Source organism: Janthinobacterium sp. PSPC3-1 (assembly GCF_049896105.1).
In the GTDB taxonomy this organism is placed as follows: domain Bacteria; phylum Pseudomonadota; class Gammaproteobacteria; order Burkholderiales; family Burkholderiaceae_D; genus Janthinobacterium.
In genome coordinates, this window is sequence record NZ_JAFCTQ010000035.1 from 1 (window position 1) to 21,187 (window position 21,187).

Sequence of the window (21,187 nt, forward strand, 5' to 3'; positions counted from 1 at the left end):
GCTTACGGATTTCGGGACGCATCCTACTTCTTTCTGAAAATCAAGGATGCGTTCCCCGGTAAAGTGCGATGAACCTATTTTTTACCCGTCAGCAGGCTCTTGCTCAGCTCTTCAGTAAAACCCGGCAGGTCTTGCATCCGATGCTTGCCATCGGCCAGCGCCGCATCGCGGTGGATCAGCACGGTGCCATTGGCGCGCACGATATACACGTAGCCGGTCTGGCCGATCTTGTAGCTGCGGATGGTCTGGGCCAGCGTATCGATAGCCAGGCCGAGGCCAGCCGCATAGGGCTTGCCGCCGGCCGTCTGGCCGCGCGCATTGAGGTACAGCATGATGCTGCTGGCATCGACGGCCTTGTCGATATCGAGCGTGTAGGCCTTGTCGCTGGCCAGCAGGCCGTAAAACCACTGGTCCGACGCCGCATTCCTGTCCAGCGTGCGCAGCAGGCCGTCGGTGGTGAAATACTTGCCGGTGCTGCCCGAGGCCCAGTTGATCGATGCCGCCTTGTTTTTTGTTTTGATGGCCGTGGCGTAGCGCTGGAATGCGGCGATGCCCTCGTCGGGCAGGCCGGCGTCTTCCCAGTCCTGCAGGTAGATATCGTTGGCCATGGTCTGCACCACCGCCAGCGGCTGGCTGATCTGGCGCAGCACGTCGTTGCGGATCTCGCCCACTTGGGCCGGTAATTCCTGGCTGACCACGCGCTCGCGCACATAGTCACTGCTCATGCGCACGCTGAGGAGGGACGAAATCGCCATGAACAGCAGCAGGCAAAAGCCCATGCTGAACATCAGTTTTTTCTGGATCGAGAGACGGCGGAGAAAATGCATGGAAAACCTTGTGCGTGACCCCGCAGGCGGCGGGCAAGCGCGAAAGTATACCGACTGGCGGTATGCACACCGCTGATTTCCCTATCTTTCGGCCAGTTTATGTTGCGATGCAGCAACGTAGCTGAAGAGCAAACTTAGGCAAGCTGCAATAGTTTCAAGCCGGCAAACCATGCGAGATCAGTTCCAAGGGCAACTCCGTGCTGTACTTGATCTGTTCCATGGAGAAGGCCGACGATACGCCCAGCAACTGGGCCGCCTTGATCAGCTTCTTGTAGAACAGGTCGTAGCCCTTGATATCGGTGGTCACCACTTTCAGCAGGTAATCGATATCGCCGCTCATGCGGTGGAATTCCTGCACCTCGGGCATCACGATGACGGCGGCGGCAAAGCGGCGCAGCCATTTTTCGTCATGCTGGCCGGTGCGCACGCTGACAAACACGGTCACCGGCAAGCCGACTTTCTGGCGGTTGACGATGGCCACGCGGCTTTCGATATAGCCCTCTTCCTCCAGCCGCTTGACCCGCTTCCAGCACGGCGTGCTGGACAGGCCGATGCGCTCGCTCAGGGCGGCGATCGACAGCGTGCCGTCGCTCTGCAGGGCGGCCAGGATGGCGCAGTCGAATTTATCGAGCGGGTGAGAAAGAGAATTCATTTTTATATATCGCCATTGGTAGCATGCTCATGCTGCATGGTAGCCTATTTGCAGTATTGTTTGGCATATCTTCACGGGCAGCGCTTGGTAGACTATTGATCCGCCCAACCCCTAGCGACGATCATGAAAGACATTTACCTCGACTGCAACGCCACCACCAGCGTGCTGCCCGCCGCCGTTGCCGCCGCCAGCGCCGCCATGGCGCATGGCTATGGCAACCCCAGCAGCACCCATGCCACCGGGCTGCAAGCGAAGGCCATGATGGATGGCGCGCGCGCGCTGGCGCGCCGCCTGCTGGGCACGGGAGACGGGCGGCTGATGTTCAACAGCGGCGCCACCGAGGGCATCCAGACGGCCGTGCTGTCGGCGCTGTGCGCGCTGCGCGAACGGCGCGACGCCGGCCAGCGCATCGGCGCCCTGTTGCTGTATGGCGCCACCGAGCACAAGGCCGTGCCGGAAAGCCTGGCGCACTGGAACCGCTTGCTGGGCCTGAACCTGACCTTGCGCCAGTTGCCGGTCGACACCGACGGCCGCCACGATCTGGCCGCGCTGGGCGAACTGATCGGCGACACCGCCATGCTGTGCACCATGGCGGCCAATAACGAAACGGGCGTGATCAGCGACCTGTCGGCCATCGCGCAGCTGCTGAACGAACGCGGCGCCGATGCGTACTGGATGGTCGATTGCGTGCAGGCGCTGGGCAAGCTGCAACTGAACCTGGCCGCCACGCGCATCGATTACGCGCCGTTTTCCGGCCACAAACTGTATGCGCCGAAAGGCATCGGCATGCTGTATGTGCGCGCCGGCGCGCCATTCACGCCCCTGATGATGGGCGGCGGCCAGGAAACGGGCCAGCGCTCGGGCACCGAAAACATGGCCGGCATCGCCGCGCTGGGCGCCGTGCTGCAGGCCTTGGGCGACGGCAGCACCTTCCGCAGCGCGGCAGAGCTGGCGACCTTCCGCACGCGCCTGGTGGCCAGCCTGGAAAGCGCCTTGCCGGGCATCGTCTTCAATATGCCGTTCGCGCTGGCGCTGCCGACCACCCTGAATTTTTCCGTCCCCGGCCTGTCGTCGAAAGAACTGCTGGACCTGTTCGATGCTGCCGGCGTGCGCGTCAGTTCGGGCAGCGCCTGTTCGGCCTCGAAAGCCCTGCCCAGCTATGTGCTGGAAGCGATGCGGGTGCCGGCCTGGCGCGCCAGTTCGGCGATCCGCCTGTCGTTCGGCCCCTTGAGCGACGAAGCGACCATTCTTGCCGCCTGCGAACGCATCGAGCGCTGCGGCGAGGCGCTGCGCGGCAGCGGCCTGCTGCCGTCCGCATTGGCACCTCTGGCGGCCATGCGCGATGGCGTGACGGAACTGAGCGTCGACGGCCGCAGCACCTGGTTGCTGACGGATGCGGCCAGCGCCAGCTGCGTGGTCATCGATCCGGCGGCGGCGCTGGTGCCGCGCATTGCCGCCTTTATCCGCTGCCAGGATTACGTCGTAAGAGCCATTGTGCAGACCGACGCTGCGCAGGGCGGCGATACGGACCGCCAGGCCCTGATCGCCGCACTCGACATTGTTCAACTGGACGCATTCGACGCGCAAGGCCGACTGGCGTTTGGCGCCGGCCTGCGCCGCGTTGTGATCGGTGCATCTGCCGTGTATCTGCTGGGCCAGGAATTTGCCTTTATCGGTGCGCTGGCCCCGCTGACGACGATCGCCGCGCTGGGCGATGCCCTGAGCGATGACACCGTGCTGTGCGCCTCGCGCGACGACGGCAGCGTCTGCAATACCGTGCGCGCCGCGCAGCAATCCCTGGCGGCCACCACCGCGCCGCAGCTCGATGCGGCCGGCCTGGACGCGTTCCTGCGCGCGCACCCGGACGCCATCGTGGTCGATGTGCGTGAAGCGTATGAACATGCGGCGTGCGCCACGCGCGTGTTCGATGACTGCGCAGTGCAGAGCGTACCGTTGAGCCGCCTGGCCGGCGAAGTGGCCGGCTGGCTGCGCGCGCCGCAGCGTCCGCTCGTGTTTGTCTGCCGCAGCGGCAACCGCAGCGCGCGCGCCGCCGCCTGTCTGCACCGCCTCGGCCACCAGGCCGCCTGGCAACTGAACGGCGGCCTAGCGATGGCTGCGCTCGCCACGCGTCCATCACTGGCATTCGCGGCCTGACCGGGCGCAGTCAACGTCCTGCCGAGTCGCATTCACGCCACTCGGCAGGACGGCTTTATTACCCAATAGAATCATTCTTCCTGCCTCGCGGACACTTTCTTGCTCCGCATCCTCCCAAAGCCCCACGTATGTTCGCTAGCGCACGGTGTCGCACGGGGCGCGCCCCTACGATGAAGTTCAGAAAATCTCACTGATATTGAGATTCATCGCAACGCTCCGGCGCTTTGCTTTCCGTTTTTGCCAGTCCCTGCTTTGCTCCCGCAAACCGGCCCTGGCCTTGCGGCGGGTGCCGTCGTTTCATGCGCGCACCTAGCGAGGCCAAGTTGAAAGAGTACACAGCAGCAGTCAAGGAACAGCTTTCCCGGTTCAAGGACATTTTCCAGGGCAGTATCAATCCGGGCCGCCCGGGCGACAGCTTCGATGCCGCGCGCGACGACGCCTTGCCCTTGCGTTCGGAACTGTTCAGCGCCATGCAGATGGCGGCGCACGGCAAGAATATCGCCACCGGCCATGCGGTCGGCAAGCGCCAGGGCCGCGACCGGCTGCTGGCGCGCCTGGCCGACAATGCGGCCCTGATCACGGCCACCGTCAATGAGCTGACGGCCACGGTGAAAAGCGGCCGGCAAGTCACGCCCGCCTCGGAATGGCTGCTCGATAATTTCTACCTGATCGAAGAACAGATCCGCACCACGCGGCGCCACCTGCCGAAGAACTACAGCAAGGAATTGCCGCGCCTGACGACCGGCGTCGATGCCGGCTGTCCGCGCGTATATAAAATCGCGCTGGAAATCATCTCGCATGGCGATGGCCATGTGGACCTGGAAAACCTGTGCCACTTCGTCGAAGCCTACCAGGACGTCGCCACCCTGACCCTGGGCGAGCTGTGGGCCGTGCCCATCATGCTGCGCCTGGCGCTGATCGAAAACCTGCGCCGCGTGGCCGCGCGCGTGGCCGACGACCGCATGCAGCGCGACCTGGCCAACAGCTGGGCCGACCAGATGATGGACATCGCCGACAGCAACCCCAGCGGCCTCATTTTGCTGGTGGCCGACATGGCGCGTTCGAATCCGCCCACCACCAGCGCATTTGTCGCCGAACTGTCGCGCCGCCTGCAGGGGCAAAGCCCCTCATTGACGCTGGCGCTGTCGTGGCTGACCCACAAGCTGGCCGAATCCGGTCTCACCATCGACCAGCAGGTGCAGGTCGAGATCGGACAACAGGCGGCCGACCAGGTGTCGATCGCCAACAGCATCGGCAGCCTGCGCTTCCTGGGCACCATGGACTGGCAGGAATTCGTCGAGACCATGAGCGTGGTCGAACAGACCCTGCGCCTGGACCCGGCCGGCACCTATGGCGCGATGGATTTCGCCACCCGCGACAGCTACCGCCATGCGATCGAACGCATCGCCAAGCGCAGCGACCGCAGCGAAATGGAAGTGGCCGAAATGGCGGTGCAACTGGCGCAGACACATGGCGCCAGCATCGACACCCGCCGCGGCCATATCGGCTTTTACCTGGTCGGGCGCGGCGTGCTGATCCTGGAAAAACAGGCCGGCGCCAAGCTGCCATTGCGCGAAGCGCTGGAGCACACGGCGCGCGCGGCGCCGCTGGCCGTCTACCTGGGCGCGATCTCCTTCCTGAGCCTGGCCGCCAGCGCGCTGCTGCTGGAACGCGCCGTGCGCTACGGCGTGACTGGCTGGCCGCTGGCCGCGCTGGGGGGGCTGGCGCTGCTGGGCAGCAGCCAACTGGCCGTCGCCCTGGTCAACTGGGTGGCGACCCTGATGACCGTGCCGCATCCGCTGCCGCGCATGGACTACAAGGCCGGCATTCCGTCGGATGCGCGCGCCATCGTGGTGGTGCCGACGCTGATCTACAGCGAGGCCAACGTGGCCGAACTGTGCCAGGCGCTGGAAGTGCGCTACCTGGCCAACCGCGATGCCAACCTGCGCTTTTGCCTGCTGACCGATTTTGTCGACGCGCCCACGCAAACCCTGCCCGGCGACGAGGCCCTGCTGCGCCAGGCGCAAACCATCATCCGTGGCCTGAACCAGAAATACTGCGTCGAAGGCGAACAGTTCAAGGAAAACGGCGACCCGGCCGATGCGGAAGACCTGGGCCAGGTCGGCCCCTTCCTGCTGCTGCACCGTCCGCGCCTGTGGAATTCGCAACAGAACGCGTGGATGGGCCAGGAGCGCAAGCGCGGCAAACTGTCGGACCTGAACCTGTTCCTGCGCGGCGGCGCGCGCGACAAATTCATGCTGGTCGAAGGCGAATTGCGCGGCCTGCGCACCATCAAATACGTGATCACGCTCGACACCGACACACAGCTGCCGCGCGACGCGGCGCGCCATTTCGTCGCCACCATGATGCACCCGCTGAACCACCCCGTGCTCGACGCGGCCGGCTCGCGCGTGATCGCCGGCTACGGCATTCTGCAGCCGCGCGTGGCCGTCGCCCTGCCCAGCGCCAACGCCTCGCAGTACGAACTGCTGTGCGGCGGCGAGCCGGGCATCGACCCGTATACGCGCACCGTGTCCGACCTGTACCAGGATGTGTTCTATGAAGGCTCGTTCATCGGCAAGGGCATCTACGACCTCGACATGTTCGAGCGCGTGCTGGGCCAGCGCCTGCCTGACAATAAAATCCTCAGCCACGATCTGCTGGAAGGCTGCTACCTGCGCGCGGGCCTGTTGAGCGACTCGCAATTGTACGAAGAATATCCGGCCCGCTACGATGCGGACGTCAGCCGCCGCCAGCGCTGGATCCGCGGCGACTGGCAGCTGATCGGCTGGCTGCTGGGCCGCGTGCCCGGCCGTGGCGGCAAGCGCGAACGCAATCCGCTGTCGATGCTGTCGCGCTGGAAGCTGTTCGACAACCTGCGCCGCAGCGTGGTGGCGCCGGCCACCACCGCCTCCTTGCTGCTGACCTGGGGCCTCCTGCCGCAGGTGGCGTTCTGGAGCGCGGCGGTGCTGGCGATCATCTTCCTGCCGCCGGTGGTGTCGGCCCTGTACGACCTGCTGCGCAAACCGCGCGACACCTTGTGGCGCCAGCACCTGGCCGCCTTCGAGCGCCGCTGCGGCGTGCAGTTTTCGCACGCCATGCTGACCCTGGTGTTCCTGCCGTATGAAGCCTATATCAGCCTGGACGCCATCGCGCGCACGCTGTGGCGTCTGAGCGTCTCGCACAAGCATCTGCTCGACTGGCGCGCATCGAACCTGCACAGTTCCAAGGGCGGGCAGGGTGACAGCTGGCGCGCCATGTGGTGTTCACCGCTGCTGGCGATCGCCACCTTCGGCGCGCTGCTGCACTGGCGCCCGGAAGCCCTGCCGGCCGCCGCCATCATCTTGCTGCTGTGGCTGGCCGCGCCCGTCATCGCCTGGCGCATCAGCCGCCCGATCAAGCGCGCCGTCGCCCGCCTGTCGCCTGAGCAGGGCCAGTTCCTGCACGGCGTGGCGCGCAAGACGTGGGCTTATTTCGACACCTTTGTCGGCCCGGACGACCATTGGCTGCCACCCGATAACGTGCAGGAGCACCCGAGCATGGTGGTGGCGCACCGCACCTCGCCAACCAATATGGGCCTGGCGCTGCTGGCCAACCTGACGGCCTACGATTTCGGCTATATCACCATGGGCCAGCTGATCGAACGCAGCCGCGCCACCTTGCACAGCATGGGTGAACTGGAACGCTTCCAGGGCCATTTCTACAACTGGTACGACACGCAGACGCGCAAACCCTTGCAGCCGATGTATATCTCGACGGTCGACAGCGGCAACCTGGCCGGCCATTTGCTGACCCTGCAGCCTGGCCTGGTCGAACTGTATGACGCGCCCATCATCGGCAGGCAGATCGTCGACGGCATTCGCACCACGGCGCAGGTGCTGCAGGAATTCATCACCGCCGACGGCGGCGCGAATGGCGCGCGCGAGGCGCTGGCGCTGCTGCTGGCCGAGGCCACGCCGGCCAGCCTGCCCGAGTGGCACGCCTACCTGAGCGCGGCCAACAGCGCGGCCGATGCGCTGCTGTCGCTGTCCCTGCAAGACAGCGCCAATGAACTGGCGATGTGGAGCGATGCGCTGGCGCGCCAGTGCCGCGCGGCCCTGGCCGAACTGCTGCAACTGGCGCCCTGGGCCGCCCATGCGGGCCTCGATGGTGCGCTCGCGCGCGTGCCGACCCTGCGCGAACTGGCCACCCTGGACGCGGCGCCCGGCACCTTGCCCGAGCTGGCCAGCCTGCTGGCGCAAGGGCGCGAACAGGCGATCCGCCATGTGCGCGATATCGCCCAGGCGGCGGGCCAGGCGCGCGACTTTGCGCAGATCGAATACGCCTTCCTGTACAACCCGTCGACCAAGCTGCTGGCGATCGGCTACAACGTCAGCGAGCGCCGCCTCGACGCCAGCTATTACGACCTGCTGGCCTCCGAAGTGCGCCTGGCCAGCTTTATCGCCATCGCCCAGGGCCAGCTGCCGCAGGAGCACTGGTTTGCCCTGGGCCGCCAGCTGTGCATGGTGGCCGGCCAGCCGGTCTTGCTGTCGTGGAGCGGCTCGATGTTCGAGTACCTGATGCCGCTGCTGGTGATGCCGAACTACCCGAACACCCTGCTCGACCAGACCTACCACTCGGTGATCGAAGCGCAGATCGACTATGGCCGCCAGCGCGACGTGCCGTGGGGCGTGTCCGAGTCGGGTTACAACACGGTCGACGCCAGCCTCAATTACCAGTACCGCGCGTTCGGCGTGCCGGGCCTGGGCCTGAAACGCGGCCTGGCCGACGACCTGGTGATCGCGCCGTATGCCAGCATGATGGGCCTGATGGTGAAACCGGAAGAGTCGTGCCAGAACATGCAGCGCCTGCAGGCGGCCGGCTACATGGGCCGCTACGGCTTCTTCGAGGCGATCGACTTTACGGCGGCGCGCCTGCCGCGCGGCCAGGCCAGCGCCGTCATCCGCTCCTACATGGTGCACCACCAGGGCATGGGTTTCCTGGCCTTGAGCTACCTGCTGCACGACCGGCCGATGCAGCGCCGTTTCGAGTCCGATCCGCTGCTGCAATCGGCCCTGCTGGTGCTGCAGGAACGCACGCCGCAGGCGGGCGCCTTTTACTCGAACACGGCCGAACTGGCGGTGCTGCGCAGCAGCGCCACCGAGCAGACCATGCCGATGCGCATCCTCACCCAGGCCAACAGCGCCGTGCCCGAAACGCAGTTGCTGTCGAATGGCCGCTACCACGTGATGGTCAGCAATGCCGGCGGCAGCTACAGCCGCTGGAAAGACCTGTCGGTCACGCGCTGGCGCGAAGACAGCACGCGCGACAACTGGGGCAATTTCTGCTACCTGCGCGACCTCGATGAAGGCGATGTCTGGTCCACCACCTACCAGCCGACCCTGGTCGAGCCGAAAAAATATGAGGTGATCTTTTCGGAAGGGCGCGCCGAGTTCCGCCGCGCCGACCATGGCCTGGACCTGTACACGGAAATCGTCGTCTCGCCCGAGGACGATATCGAGATCCGCCGCACTCGCATCAGCAACAATTCGAACCGCCAGCGGCGCATCGAGATCACCAGCTTTGCCGAAGTGGTGATGGCGCCGTCGGCGGCCGACGCGGCCCATCCGGCGTTCAGCAAACTGTTCGTGCAGACCGAAATCCTGACGCAGGAAAACGCCATTTTGTGCACGCGCCGGCCCCGTTCGAAAGACGAGCAGATGCCATGGATGCTGCATGTGATGACGGTGCATGACGCCAGCGGCTACGAGGTCTCGTTCGAGACCGACCGCTCGCGCTTCATCGGCCGCGGCAACACGGCGCAGCTGCCGCTGGCGCTGCAGCAGGAGGGACCATTGAGCGGTGGCCAGGGTTCGGTGCTCGACCCGGTGGTGGCCATCCGTTACGTCATCACGCTGGCGCCCGACCAGGCCATCACGGTCGACAGCGTGACGGGCATGGTCGAGCAGCGCGAAGCGGCGCTGCACCTGATCGACAAATACCAGGACCGCCACCTGGCCGACCGCGTGTTCGAACTGGCCTGGACCCACAGCCAGGTGGTGCTGCGCCAGCTCAACGCCAGCGAAGCCGACGCGCAGCTGTATGCACGCCTGGCCAATGCCGTGATCTACCCGAACGCCTCGCTGCGCGCCGACGCCAGCATCCTGCTGAAAAACCATCGCGGCCAGTCCGGCCTGTGGGCCTACGCGATCTCCGGCGACCTGCCGATCGTGCTGCTGCAGATCCGCGATCCGGCCAATATCGAGCTGGCCCGCCAGATGGTGCAGGCGCACGCCTACTGGCGCCTGAAAGGCCTGGTGGTCGACCTGGTGATCTGGTATGAAGACCAGTCCGGCTACCGCCAGCTGCTGCAGGAACAGATCATGGGCCTGATCGCCTCGGGCATCGACGCCCAGGCGATCGACCGGCCGGGCGGCATCTTCGTGCGCCTGGCCGACCAGATCGCCAACGAAGACCGCATCCTGCTGCAATCGGTGGCGCGCGCCATCATCAGCGACACGCGCGGCACCCTGGCCGAGCAGGTCAAGCGGCCCGCCAGCCCCGTGCTGCGCATGCCGCCGCTGATGCTCGAAGGCGGCCGCGACCTGGTGCTGGCGCCGCACCGCGCGCGCAAGCGCGAGCTGATCCTGGAAAACGGTTTCGGCGGCTTCACGCCGGACGGGCGCGAATACGTGATCACCACCGGCGAAGGCCAGCGCACGCCGGCGCCGTGGTCGAACGTGCTGGCCAATGCGCAGTTCGGCACCGTGGTGTCGGAAAGCGGCCAGGCGTATACCTGGAGCGAGAACGCGCATGAATTCCGCCTCACGCCATGGCATAACGATCCGGTCTCCGATCTGTCCGGCGAAGCGTTTTATATCCGCGACGAAGACAGCGGCCAGTTCTGGTCGCCGACGGCCTTGCCGGCGCGCGGCAGCGGCGACTACGTGACGCGCCACGGCTTCGGCTTCAGCACGTTCGAGCACTGCGAGAGCGGCATCGCCAGCGAGCTGTGTACCTACGTGGCGCTGGACGCGCCGGTGAAGTATTCGGTGGTCAAGCTGCGCAACGACAGCGGCGTGGCGCGCCGCCTGTCCGTCACCGGCTATGTGGAATGGGTGATGGCCGATTTGCGCGCCAAGTCCGGCATGCATGTGGTGACGGAAGTGGACTCCATCAGCGGCGCGCTGTTCGCGCGCAATAACTACAACACCGAGTTTTCCGGCCGCGTGGGCTTTTTAAATACCGACGCCAGCATCCGCTCGATCACCTGCGACCGCAATGAATTCATCGGCCGCAACGGCAGCCTGGCGCAGCCGGCCGCGCTGCGCCGCGTACGCTTGTCCGGCAAGGCCGGCACGGGTCTCGACGCCTGCGCGGCGATCCAGGTGCCGTTCGAACTGCAACCGGGGCAGGAGCGCGAAATCGTCTTTATCCTGGGCGTGGGCGGGCGCCGCAATGCCGACGCCAGCACCATGGTGCAGCGTCACATGGGCAAGGATGCGGCCCGCGCGGCGCTGGCCAATGTGCACGCGCACTGGGAAAGCACGCTCGGCGCGGTGCGCATCGAAACGCCCGATCCCACCCTGGACGTGATCGCCAACGGCTGGCTGATGTACCAGACCATCGCCTGCCGCATGTGGGCGCGCAGCGGCTACTACCAGTCCGGCGGCGCCTTCGGCTTCCGCGACCAGTTGCAGGATGCGATGGCGATGATACATACCGCGCCGCAGCTGCTGCGCGGCCACCTGCTGGTCAGCGCCGCGCACCAGTTCCTCGAAGGCGACGTGATGCACTGGTGGCATCCGCCGGCCGACCGCGGCGTGCGCACGCATTGTTCGGACGATTACCTGTGGCTGCCGCTGGCCGCCTGCCGCTATGTGACGGCCACCGGCGACCTTGCCGTGATGGCGGAAACGGTGCACTTCATCGAAGGGCGCGCCGTCAAGCCGGAAGAGGATTCGTATTACGACCTGCCGGTGCGTTCGAACGAATCGGCCGACCTGTACGAACACTGCGTGCGGGCGATACGCCACGGCCTGCGGATGGGCGTGCACGGCTTGCCGCTGATGGGTTCCTGCGACTGGAACGACGGCATGGATAAGGTGGGCGAACACGGCAAGGGCGAAAGCGTGTGGCTGGCCTTCTTCCTGTATGAAGTGCTGCAGCGCTTTGCCGAAGTGGCGGTGCTGCGCGGCGACGAACCGTTTGCGCAGTTCTGCCGCGACGAGGCGGTGAAATTGTCGGCCAATGTCGAAGAGCACGCGTGGGACGGCGAGTGGTACCGCCGCGCGTATTTTGACGACGGCACGCCGCTCGGCTCGCACACCAACGAGGAATGCCAGATCGATTCGATTTCGCAAAGCTGGGGCGTGCTGTCGGGTGCGGCGAACAAGGAGCGCGTGGCCGGCGCCATGCGCCAGGTCGATGCGCGCCTGGTGCGGCGTGATTCGGGCGTGATTCAATTGCTCGATCCGCCGTTCGACAAGGCCGACCTGAACCCCGGTTACATCCGCGGCTATGTGCCGGGCGTGCGTGAAAACGGCGGCCAGTACACCCATGCGGCGATCTGGACGGCGATGGCGTTCGCGCGCATGGGCGACAGCGAAAAAGCCTGGGAGCTGATGCGCATGATCAGCCCCGTGCGCCATGGCGAGGACGCCGACTCGGTGGCGCGCTACAAGGTCGAACCGTATGTGGTGACGGCCGACGTGTATGCCGTCTCGCCGCACGTGGGGCGCGGCGGCTGGAGCTGGTACACGGGTTCCTCGGGCTGGCTGTACCGCCTGATCATCGAGTCCCTGCTGGGCGTGTCGCGCGAAGCGAACCGGTTGCGCCTAGCGCCCATGCTGCCGGCCGAGTGGAGCACCTTCAAGCTGCACTACCGCTTCGGCGAGAGCAGCTATGCCATCACGGTGGAAAGGGCGCAGGGACAGGCGCCTGGCCTGAGCGTCGATGGCGTGGCCGTGGCCGGCGACAGCATCGCCTTGCGCGATGAAAAGCGCGAGTACCAGGTCATGCTGCGGGTGTAGTGTTAAAAGCCCAGCGCCCTGCCTGCTCCCAGCAGGGTGGCCACGCCCAGCACGGCGAATACCAGCGCGGCGATGCCGTGCACCAGGCGCAGCGGAATGCGCCCGGCGATCCTGTCGCCCAGGTAGACGGCCGGTACATTGGCCAGCATCATGCCGAAGGTGGTGCCTAGCACCACCGCCAGCATGCTGTCGTAGCGGGCCGCCAGGGCGACCGTGGCCACCTGCGTCTTGTCGCCCATCTCGGCCATGAAAAAGGCCAGCAGGGTGGTCAGAAACACGCCGTATTTCGCCAGTTTGGCGTCATCTTCGTCGAGCTTGTCGGGGATCAGGGTCCAGGCGGCCATCACCAGGAAGGATACCCCCAGCACCCAGCGCAGCAGGTCCGGCCCCAGCATGCCGGTGATCCAGCTGCCGATGGCGGCGGCAAATGCATGGTTGACGATGGTGGCGATAAAGATGGCCAGCACGATGGGCACGGGCCGGCGAAATTTCGCGGCCAGCACAAAGGCGAGGAGCTGGGTTTTGTCGCCGATTTCAGCGAGACCGACGATGCCGGTGGAGATCAGGAAGGCTTCCATGGGGTACTCAGGTAAACGGGCCGGACGAATCAACCAATGATCCACGGACGACTCCGGCCCTGTGCGGCCGCCCCTGGATCAATGGTCTCGTCAAGTTCTTCAACCACCTGCACCATGGCCTGCGGGCCAATCATGTTGATACAGGTTCCGTGCCAAAAGGCGCGGACGACTACTCCCCAATGTTCGAGGCGCATGATACGCCAATGCGGCCTGGCGCGCCAGCTTGCACGGCGCCGCCGCCTGCGCCGTGTGGGCCTTCGACAACAATGATCGGTTTGCCAACGGACTCGACTTAGAATGCAGGCTGTCTCCCACTTTTCATGATGGAATGCGCCATGCCGGTCCTGGTTCGCTTGCTTGCCCTGTGTCTGCCCCTGTTGGTGTCCTTGCCCGGCCTGTGCGGCCCGGCCGCGCCGTTCGATGACAAGTTCCGCCAGCTCGAAGAATTGCTGCCCACGCCCAATAACTACCGCACCGCCTCGGGCGCGCCGGGCCACGCCTACTGGCAGCAGCGCGCCGATTACGTGATCCGCGCCACCCTGGACGAAGAGCGCCGCGCCATCACCGCCAGCGAGCAGATCACCTATCACAACCGCTCGCCCGACAGCCTGGCCTATCTGTGGCTGCAGCTGGACCAGAACGGCCTGCGCAAGGATGCCGACCAGCGCCGCGTGCTGAGCGCGCCGTCGCGCCAGGCCTGGCTCAGCGGCGACGAAGAGCAGGCCCTGAAATTCGAGGACCTGCGCGCCATCCACGCGGGCCGCGAATTCGACGGCGGCTTCAAGCTCGGCGCCATCACCTCGGCCAATGGCCAGCCGCTGGCGCATGTGGTCAACCAGACCATGCTGCGCATCGACCTGCCGGTGGCGCTGGCGCCCGGCCAGAGCATCACCTTCAATATCGCCTGGTCTTATCTGATCAACGACCAGAAGGTGCTGGTCGAGCGTTCCGGCTACGAGTATTTTGAAGACGACAAGAACACGATCTTCCAGGTGGCGCAGTGGTTTCCGCGCATGGCCGCCTACTACGATGCGGTGGGCTGGCAGAACAAGCAGTTTCTCGGTTCGGGTGAATTCACGCTGGAATTCGGCGACTACGAGCTGTATCTGACGGTGCCCGCGGATCACGTGGTGGCCGCCACGGGCGAACTGCAAAACCCGCAGCAGGTGCTGACCGGCGCGCAGCGCGAGCGCCTGGCCAGGGCCAGGAACAGCGAGGTGCCGCTGATGGTGGTCACGCCGGCGGAGGCGCTGGCGGCGGAGAAAACGCGCAGCACCGCCATGAAAACCTGGCACTACAAGGCCACCAATGTGCGCGATGCGGCATGGGCGTCGAGCCGCAAGTTCATCTGGGATGCGCAGGGTTTGAACAGCGGCGGCAAGCGCGTGCTGGCCATGTCCTATTATCCGAACGAGGGCAATCCGCTGTGGCAGCAGTACAGCACGCGCGCGGTGGCGCACACCATCGAGCAGTACAACAAGTACAGCTTCGACTACCCGTATCCGGTGGCGCTGTCGGTCAACGGCGCCGTCGGCGGCATGGAATATCCGATGATCGCCTTTAACGGCGGGCGCCCCGTGAAGGACAAGAAAACGGGCGAGCTGACCTACTCGAAAAAGACCAAGTACGATCTGATCGGCGTGATCATCCACGAAGTGGGTCACAATTATTTCCCCATGATCGTCAACTCGGACGAGCGTCAATGGACCTGGATGGACGAGGGCCTGAACTCCTTCGTGCAGTACCTGGCCGAGCAGGCGTGGGAAGAGGATTTCCCTTCCTGGAATGGCGAGCCGCGCAAGATCGTCGACTACATGCGCAGCCAGCACCAGGTGCCCATCATGACCAATTCCGAGTCGCTGCTGCAGTTCACGGCCAACGCCTACGACAAGCCGGCCACTGCGCTCAACATCCTGCGCGAGACGATTCTGGGCCGCGAACTGTTCGATTTCGCCTTCAAACAGTATGCGCAGCGCTGGAAGTTCAAGCGCCCCACGCCGGCCGATTTTTTCCGCACCATGGAGGACGCCTCCGGCACCGACCTGGACTGGTTCTGGCGCGGCTGGTTCTACACCACCGACGCGGTCGACATCAGCATCGACGGCATCAGCGAATATGGCGTCAGCACCAAAGACCCGGCCATCGAAAAGGCGTGGAGAAAGGCGCAGCACGATGCGCAACCGCTGTCGATTTCGGCCCAGCGCAACAAGGTGCTGCCGAAGAAGGTCGACCAGGACCCGTCATTGAAGGATTTCTATAACCGCCACGATGATTTCACGGTCACCAACAAGGACCGCAACAGCCATGCCGAAGAGCTGGAAGGGCTGGAACCGTGGGAGCGGAAACTGCTGGAGCAGCGCAACGCCGGCAAATACCTGTACCTGGTCGACTTTTCGAATCTGGGCGGCCTGGTGATGCCCTTGATACTGGAAATCGAACTGAAAAGCGGCAAGAAGATCATCGAACGCGTGCCGGCCGAAGTGTGGCGTTATTCGCCGACAAAAATCAGCAAGGTGATCGTCCTTGAGGAGCCGATGGTGAGCCTGGTGCAGGACCCGTACTGGGAAACGGCCGACATCGACACCAGCAACAACGCCTGGCCGCGCCGCATCACGCCATCGCGTCTGGAACTGTTCAAGCAGGACCGCGACAAGGACAATCTGATGAAGGATTTTAATACGCCGTTGAAGCCGGCAGAGGACAAGGCAGCAGGGAAATAAGCCCGGGTCAGGTGGCTGCTTCGAGCTGCAAGGCGACCCGCATGCCGGCCGCCGCCGCCATATTGACCAGGGTATCGATGGAAAACAGATTGATCTTGCCGCGCAGCAGATCGGAAATGCGCGGCTGCGTCACGCCGAACAGACTGGCCGCTTCCACCTGCGTCAGCTGGCTGCGGGCGAGATGACTTTTCAGCGCCATCATCAGCTCGGCACGTAGCTGCAGGTTGGCGGCCGCATCGGGCGTGTCGGCAATCGCATCCCAGACGCTGGAAAATTGTTCGTTGCTCATGCTGTACGTTCCTTTAGCAAATCCTTGTAGCGTGTTTGCGCCAGTTGAATATCCGGTTTACTGGTTTGTTGAGTTTTCTTCTGGAAACAGTGCAGGACATAGACCGCCTCTGTAAATTTGGCGACATACAGAATGCGAAAGGCGCCAGCGTTGTCCCGGATACGGATTTCATTCACTCCGGCGCCTATCGTCTTCATGGGTTTCCAGTCATCCGCTTCTTGCCCATGCTGAATTTGATGCAATTGATAGCCTGCTTCATTTCTCGGCGCCGGTGGAAAACTGCGCAGATCCTGAAGCGAGTTGCCTCTGAACACCACTGGTTTGGCATCGTCCATGGCCGAAATATACAATTTTTTATATATTTTTGCAAGTGGCCGCGTCAGCTGGGTTACCTGGGTTTTTCTGCCAGCCCCGGCCGGAAGTGCTATTCTGCGCGACGCCCCGGCCACCATGCTCCGGGGATTTCGCAAATCATTCAAAAGACGACCATGCAAACGATGACTTTCCTGCGCGCCCTCGGTTGCGCGCTGCTGTGCCAGGCCAGCCTGGCCGCGCACGCCGATCCCTTGAGCTATGCGCGCTACGACCAGGTGCGCACGCGCGACCTGCAGCTGGACCTGAAGGCCGATTTCACGCAAAAGACCTTGTCCGGCTATGCCGAGCTGACCCTGAAATGGATCGATCCGGCCGCGCGCACCTTGGTGCTCGATACGCGCGACCTGGCGATCGCCAGGGTGCAGGTGCAGGACAAGCGCGGCGCGTGGCAGATGGCGCCGTTCCAGCTCGATGCGCTCGACGCCGAGAAGGGCCGGGCGCTGCGCATCACCACCACCGGCCAGCCTGAAAAAGTGCGCGTGTACTACCACACGGCGCCGGGCGCCATCGCGCTGCAGTGGCTCACGCCGCAGCAGACCATGTCGGGCAAGCTGCCGTTCATGTTCAGCCAGTCGCAAAGCATCAACGCCCGCTCGTGGGTGCCGTCGCAGGATACCCCGGCCGTGCGCTTTACCTACAGCGCCCGCATCGAGGCGCCCGCCGGCATGCGCGTGGTGATGAGCGCCGAGAACGATGAAAAGGCGACCGGCAAGGGTGACTGGACCTTCCGCATGCCGCAGCCGATTCCGTCCTACCTGCTGGCGATCGCGATCGGCGAGCTGGAAGTGCGCAAGCTCGGCCCGCGTTCGGCCGTGTACGCCGAACCGCCGCGCATCAAGGCCGCCGAATACGAGCTGGCCGATACCGAGAAAATGATCAAGGCGGCCGAGTCGCTGTATGGCCCATATCGCTGGGGGCGCTACGACATGATCGTGCTGCCGCCATCCTTCCCTTACGGCGGCATGGAAAACCCGCGTCTGACCTTTTTGACGCCGACCATGATCGCCGGCGACCGCAGCCTGGTCGACCTGATCGCGCATGAACTGGCGCACTCGTGGTCGGGCAACCTGGTCACCAACGCCTCGTGGAAGCACATGTGGCTCAACGAAGGCTTTACCACCTACGTCACCACCCGCATCGTCGAGCAGCTGTACGGCAGCGAGGTGGCGCAGATGGGCGTGCAGGTCGACCAGGAAGAACTGGCCGCCTCGATCAAGGAACTGCCGGCCGCGAAAACGGCGCTGGTCACGCGCGACGCGGACGCCAATCCTGCCGAGACCTATACCGACGACGGCATTATCTATCCGAAGGGCGCCTGGTTCCTGGCCACCATGGAGCAGCGCGCGGGCCGCAAGGTGTTCGATGCCTTCCTGCGCGGCTGGTTCGACCAGCATGCTTTCCAGAGCGTGACGACCGACCAGTTCATCGCCTACCTGCGCAAGAATTTGCTGGCGCGGCATCCCGCGGTGATGCCGGAAGCGGAACTGAACGAATGGCTGTACGGCACCGGCGTGCCGGCCGGCGCCAAACCGGTGGTGTCGCCGCGCCTGGCGTTGCTGGACCAGCACCGCGACGCGTGGCTCAAGGGCACGCTGTCGACCAAGGAGCTGGGCATGGATCAGTGGATCGCGATCGAGTCCATGCACTTTTTAAACGATATCAACGGCCGCGCCAGCGCCGCGCAGCTGCGCGAGCTGGACCAGGTGTATGGCGTGGGCAAGAGCGGCAACAACGAAGTGGCCTACCGCTTTTATCTCGCGTCGGTGAATGCCGGCCATGACGTCAGCGCGCCGCTGCAAACCTTTTTGCTGAGCGTGGGCCGCCAGAAGTTCGTGGTGCCGCTGTACGGCGCGCTGATGAAGACGCCGCAGGGCCAGCAATGGGCGAAAGACGTGTATGCGCAAGCACGCGAACGCTACCACCCGGTGACGCAGGAAAGCGTCGACAAATTGATGGCCGCCCAAGTACATTGATCCACTTTCAGGAATCCACACCATGAAATTCACGCATCCGCTGCACACCCTTGCCGCCGCTGTTCTGCTGGCGTTTTCCGGCGCCGCCCTGCCGGCGCTGGCCGCCGACCCTGTCACCACGGCACCGGTCGCGGCGCAGTTGCCTGCACCTGCGCCGGCGCCCGCATTCTACCTGGCAAATGATGTCAACCGCGCCCTGAAAACGTTTGACGTGCCCGGCATCGCGATCGCCATCGTCAAGGACGGCAAGGTGATCGCCGCCACCGGTTTCGGCGTGCGCAAGCTCGGCGAGGCCGCGCCGGTGGACGGCAAGACCCTGTTCGAAGTGGCCTCCAACTCCAAGGGGTTCACCGCCGCCGCGCTGGCCATGCTGGTCGACGAAGGCAAGCTGGCCTGGGATGATCCGGTCACCAAGCACCTGCCCGGCTTCCAGATGCACGACTCGTATGTGACGGGCGAAATGACCATCCGCGACCTGCTGACGCACCGCAGCGGCCTGGGCCTGGGCGCGGGCGACCTGCTGTGGTGGCCGACCACCACGTTTACCACCGACGAGATCATCGAGAAGCTGCGTTACATCCGTCCGGCCACCAGTTTCCGCGCCAGCTATGCCTACGACAACCTGCTGTATATCGTGGCCGGCAAGATTATCGCCGAGAAAACCGGCATGAGCTGGGGCCAGGCCATGCACGAGCGCATCCTGGCGCCGCTGGGCATGACGGGCACCACCACCAGCCTGGCGGACAACGCGGGCAATCCCGACGTCGCCAGCGCGCACAGCAAGATCAACGGCAAGGTCGCCGCCGTCAAATCCATGCCGGTACCGAACGCGGTGGGCGCCGTCGGCATCAACACCAATGCGGAGGATATCGCCAAGTGGATGATGGTGCTGCTCGACGGCGGCAAGATCGCCGGCGTGCAGGACAAGGACGGCAAGGACGCGCGCCTGTTCAGCGCCAAGCAGGCGAATGAACTGTGGACCGCGCAGACGCCCGTCAAGATCGGCGAGCCGAAGCCGGAACTGGCGGCGACCAAGCCGAACTTCAGCGCCTATGGCCTGGGCTTCCAGCTGCGCGACTACCAGGGCATGAAAGTGGCCATGCACGGCGGCGCGCTGCAGGGCTTTTATTCGCGCGTGCTGATGGTGCCGCAGGCGAAACTGGGCGTGGCAATCCTGACCAACGCGGAAAACGGCGGTTCGATGACGGCTCTGCAGTGGCGCATCGTCGACCACTACCTGAACGCCCAGCCGTCGGACTGGATCGGCCTGGTGTCGAAGGTGGAGCAGGACATGCACGCGGAAGAAGTGAAAAAGCAGGGCAAGGCGTCCAAGGCGCGTGCCGCCAAATCGCAGCCGTCGCTGCCGCTGGCCAGCTATGACGGCGAGTACGAAGACGCGTGGTACGGCAAGGTGGTGATCGCGCCGCAGGGCAGGAAGCATATCCTGAGCTTCACGCGCACGCCGGACCTGAAGGGCGAACTGGAACACTGGCAGCACGACACCTTCATTGTGCGCTGGAAGGAGCGCAACTTCAACGCCGACGCCTACGTGACGTTCTCGCTGAAGCCGGACGGCAGCATCGACCGCGTGAAGATGGAGCCGGTCTCGGAAGAAACCGACTTCAGCTACGACTTCCAGGATTTGAACCTGGTGCCGGTCAAGGCGGACAAGAAGTAAAGCTGGGGTCACCCCCGTCACCGTTGGCGATGATATTTGCGTTGGCGGTGTTGAGGGTCTGACCCCGGCAGTTTGCCGACTTTACGGTTTGACGAACTTCAGCGTCATGCGGTCGCTCTCGCCGATCGCTTCATATCTGGCACGGTCGACATCCTTGTTGCCATAGGTGGGCGGCAGCGCCCAGACGCCGCCTTCGTGGTCGGCCTTGTCTTTCGGATTGGCGTTGATCTCCGATTTGCCGGCCAGTTTGAAGCCGGCGCTTTCGGCCAGCTTGATCACATACGCTTCATGCATGTAGCCGCTGCTGGCCTTGGCGTCCTGCGCCTTGTTCGCCGGCAGGCGGTGCTCGACGACACCGAACACGCCGCCCGGTTTCAGGCTGTCATACACCTGGCCGAACAAGACCTTCAAACCCTCGTCGCCGACCGGGATCCAGTTGTGGATATTGCGGAAGGTGAGCACCATGTCGGCCGTGCCTTTCGGCGCGATGCGGTAGGTGGTCGGTGGCGCAAAGGCGCCGATTTCCACCTTGTCGAAGGCAGCCGGGTTGGCGTCGAGTTTTTGCTGGAAACGGGCGGCGCTGCGGCGCGCGCCTTCGCTGCCCTGCGGATCGCTGCCGGCGGCAATCAGCTTGCCCTGTTCGCGCAGGTAGGGCGCCAGAATCTCCGTGTACTAGCCGCCGCCAGGGGCCAGTTCGACCACCGTCATGGTCGGCTTGATGCCGAAAAAGCGCAGGGTTTCATACGGGTGGCGGGCGCCGTCGCGCACCACGTTGGCGGGCGTGCGCGCGCTGCCGGCAATCGCCGCTTTCAGCGCCGCGTCGTCACCGGTGTTATCCGCTTTTGCAGCCAGCGCCGCACCGCCCATGGTCATTGCCGCGCCCAGGGCGGCAGCCAGGAATACTCGCTTCATCATCATCTCGTGCTCCAT

General features: G+C 64.6%; 12 protein-coding genes and 1 riboswitch. Of the genes, 5 read left to right on the forward strand and 7 right to left on the reverse strand.

The window, feature by feature from the left end; translation table 11 throughout:
* Positions 1 to 74 precede the first annotated feature (74 nt).
* Entirely contained in the window at positions 75 to 827 is a 753-nt protein-coding gene (locus ACP7B7_RS25625; protein WP_426078554.1) for a PDC sensor domain-containing protein, read from the reverse strand.
* A gap of 154 nt (positions 828 to 981) precedes the next feature.
* The gene (locus ACP7B7_RS25630; RefSeq protein WP_426078555.1) at positions 982 to 1,479 is read right to left on the reverse strand and encodes an Lrp/AsnC family transcriptional regulator; all 498 of its coding nucleotides are present in this window, start codon (positions 1,477 to 1,479) and stop codon (positions 982 to 984) included.
* A gap of 123 nt (positions 1,480 to 1,602) precedes the next feature.
* Between ACP7B7_RS25630 and ACP7B7_RS25635 the strand changes: the two genes are divergently transcribed.
* Positions 1,603 to 3,633: an aminotransferase class V-fold PLP-dependent enzyme gene (locus tag ACP7B7_RS25635; RefSeq protein WP_426078556.1), complete on the forward strand. Its 2,031-nt coding sequence runs from the start codon at positions 1,603 to 1,605 to the stop codon at positions 3,631 to 3,633.
* A 299-nt stretch (positions 3,634 to 3,932) separates the two neighbouring features.
* A complete protein-coding gene (locus tag ACP7B7_RS25640; RefSeq protein ID WP_426078557.1) occupies positions 3,933 to 12,644 on the forward strand; it encodes a GH36-type glycosyl hydrolase domain-containing protein in 8,712 nt (2,903 codons plus the stop codon).
* Between the two features lie 2 nt (positions 12,645 to 12,646).
* On the opposite strand, the gene ACP7B7_RS25645 is transcribed toward ACP7B7_RS25640, so the two are convergent.
* The gene (locus tag ACP7B7_RS25645; RefSeq protein ID WP_308923515.1) at positions 12,647 to 13,222 is read right to left on the reverse strand and encodes a TMEM165/GDT1 family protein; all 576 of its coding nucleotides are present in this window, start codon (positions 13,220 to 13,222) and stop codon (positions 12,647 to 12,649) included.
* A 9-nt stretch (positions 13,223 to 13,231) separates the two neighbouring features.
* Positions 13,232 to 13,412: riboswitch (yybP-ykoY riboswitch) on the reverse strand.
* 145 nt (positions 13,413 to 13,557) lie between these two features.
* Here ACP7B7_RS25645 and ACP7B7_RS25650 point away from each other — a divergent pair.
* Positions 13,558 to 15,942, forward strand: coding sequence for a M1 family metallopeptidase (locus ACP7B7_RS25650; RefSeq protein ID WP_426078558.1), 2,385 nt, complete (start codon positions 13,558 to 13,560; stop codon positions 15,940 to 15,942).
* Positions 15,943 to 15,949: 7 nt separating this feature from the next.
* Here ACP7B7_RS25650 and ACP7B7_RS25655 read toward each other — a convergent pair whose 3' ends face one another.
* Together ACP7B7_RS25655 and ACP7B7_RS25660 are read right to left on the reverse strand one after the other, a co-directional pair.
* On the reverse strand, positions 15,950 to 16,231 hold the full coding sequence (locus tag ACP7B7_RS25655; RefSeq protein ID WP_426078559.1) for a helix-turn-helix domain-containing protein: 282 nt from the start codon (positions 16,229 to 16,231) through the stop codon (positions 15,950 to 15,952).
* The gene (locus tag ACP7B7_RS25660; RefSeq protein WP_426078579.1) at positions 16,228 to 16,566 is read right to left on the reverse strand and encodes a type II toxin-antitoxin system RelE/ParE family toxin; all 339 of its coding nucleotides are present in this window, start codon (positions 16,564 to 16,566) and stop codon (positions 16,228 to 16,230) included. Before ACP7B7_RS25660 ends, ACP7B7_RS25655 begins: the two co-directional genes overlap by 4 nt.
* Positions 16,567 to 16,719: 153 nt before the next feature.
* Between ACP7B7_RS25660 and ACP7B7_RS25665 the strand changes: the two genes are divergently transcribed.
* On the forward strand, positions 16,720 to 18,579 hold the full coding sequence (locus ACP7B7_RS25665) for a M1 family metallopeptidase (RefSeq protein WP_426078560.1): 1,860 nt from the start codon (positions 16,720 to 16,722) through the stop codon (positions 18,577 to 18,579).
* A gap of 22 nt (positions 18,580 to 18,601) precedes the next feature.
* Positions 18,602 to 20,257 (forward strand): serine hydrolase, encoded by a 1,656-nt coding sequence (locus ACP7B7_RS25670; RefSeq protein WP_426078561.1) that lies wholly within the window; start codon positions 18,602 to 18,604, stop codon positions 20,255 to 20,257.
* Between the two features lie 81 nt (positions 20,258 to 20,338).
* Here the strand turns inward: ACP7B7_RS25670 and ACP7B7_RS25675 are convergent, their stop codons facing one another.
* Together ACP7B7_RS25675 and ACP7B7_RS25680 are read right to left on the reverse strand one after the other, a co-directional pair.
* Positions 20,339 to 20,785, reverse strand: coding sequence for a class I SAM-dependent methyltransferase (locus tag ACP7B7_RS25675; protein ID WP_426078562.1), 447 nt, complete (start codon positions 20,783 to 20,785; stop codon positions 20,339 to 20,341).
* A gap of 144 nt (positions 20,786 to 20,929) precedes the next feature.
* The gene (locus ACP7B7_RS25680; protein WP_426078563.1) at positions 20,930 to 21,175 is read right to left on the reverse strand and encodes a hypothetical protein; all 246 of its coding nucleotides are present in this window, start codon (positions 21,173 to 21,175) and stop codon (positions 20,930 to 20,932) included.
* Between the last annotated feature and the right edge of the window lie 12 nt (positions 21,176 to 21,187).

Excerpts from the sequence above, each read along its gene's own strand:
- ACP7B7_RS25645 (WP_308923515.1), bottom strand. The coding sequence starts at position 13,222 with ATGGAAGCCTTCCTGATCTCCACCGGCATCGTCGGTCTCGCTGAAATC.
- ACP7B7_RS25670 (WP_426078561.1), top strand. The coding sequence starts at position 18,602 with ATGAAATTCACGCATCCGCTGCACACCCTTGCCGCCGCTGTTCTGCTG.
- ACP7B7_RS25680 (WP_426078563.1), bottom strand. The coding sequence starts at position 21,175 with ATGATGATGAAGCGAGTATTCCTGGCTGCCGCCCTGGGCGCGGCAATG.
- ACP7B7_RS25660 (WP_426078579.1), bottom strand. The coding sequence starts at position 16,566 with ATGGACGATGCCAAACCAGTGGTGTTCAGAGGCAACTCGCTTCAGGAT.
- ACP7B7_RS25625 (WP_426078554.1), bottom strand. The coding sequence starts at position 827 with ATGCATTTTCTCCGCCGTCTCTCGATCCAGAAAAAACTGATGTTCAGC.
- ACP7B7_RS25630 (WP_426078555.1), bottom strand. The coding sequence starts at position 1,479 with ATGAATTCTCTTTCTCACCCGCTCGATAAATTCGACTGCGCCATCCTG.
- ACP7B7_RS25640 (WP_426078557.1), top strand. The coding sequence starts at position 3,933 with ATGCGCGCACCTAGCGAGGCCAAGTTGAAAGAGTACACAGCAGCAGTC.
- ACP7B7_RS25650 (WP_426078558.1), top strand. The coding sequence starts at position 13,558 with ATGCCGGTCCTGGTTCGCTTGCTTGCCCTGTGTCTGCCCCTGTTGGTG.
- ACP7B7_RS25665 (WP_426078560.1), top strand. The coding sequence starts at position 16,720 with ATGCAAACGATGACTTTCCTGCGCGCCCTCGGTTGCGCGCTGCTGTGC.
- ACP7B7_RS25635 (WP_426078556.1), top strand. The coding sequence starts at position 1,603 with ATGAAAGACATTTACCTCGACTGCAACGCCACCACCAGCGTGCTGCCC.
- ACP7B7_RS25655 (WP_426078559.1), bottom strand. The coding sequence starts at position 16,231 with ATGAGCAACGAACAATTTTCCAGCGTCTGGGATGCGATTGCCGACACG.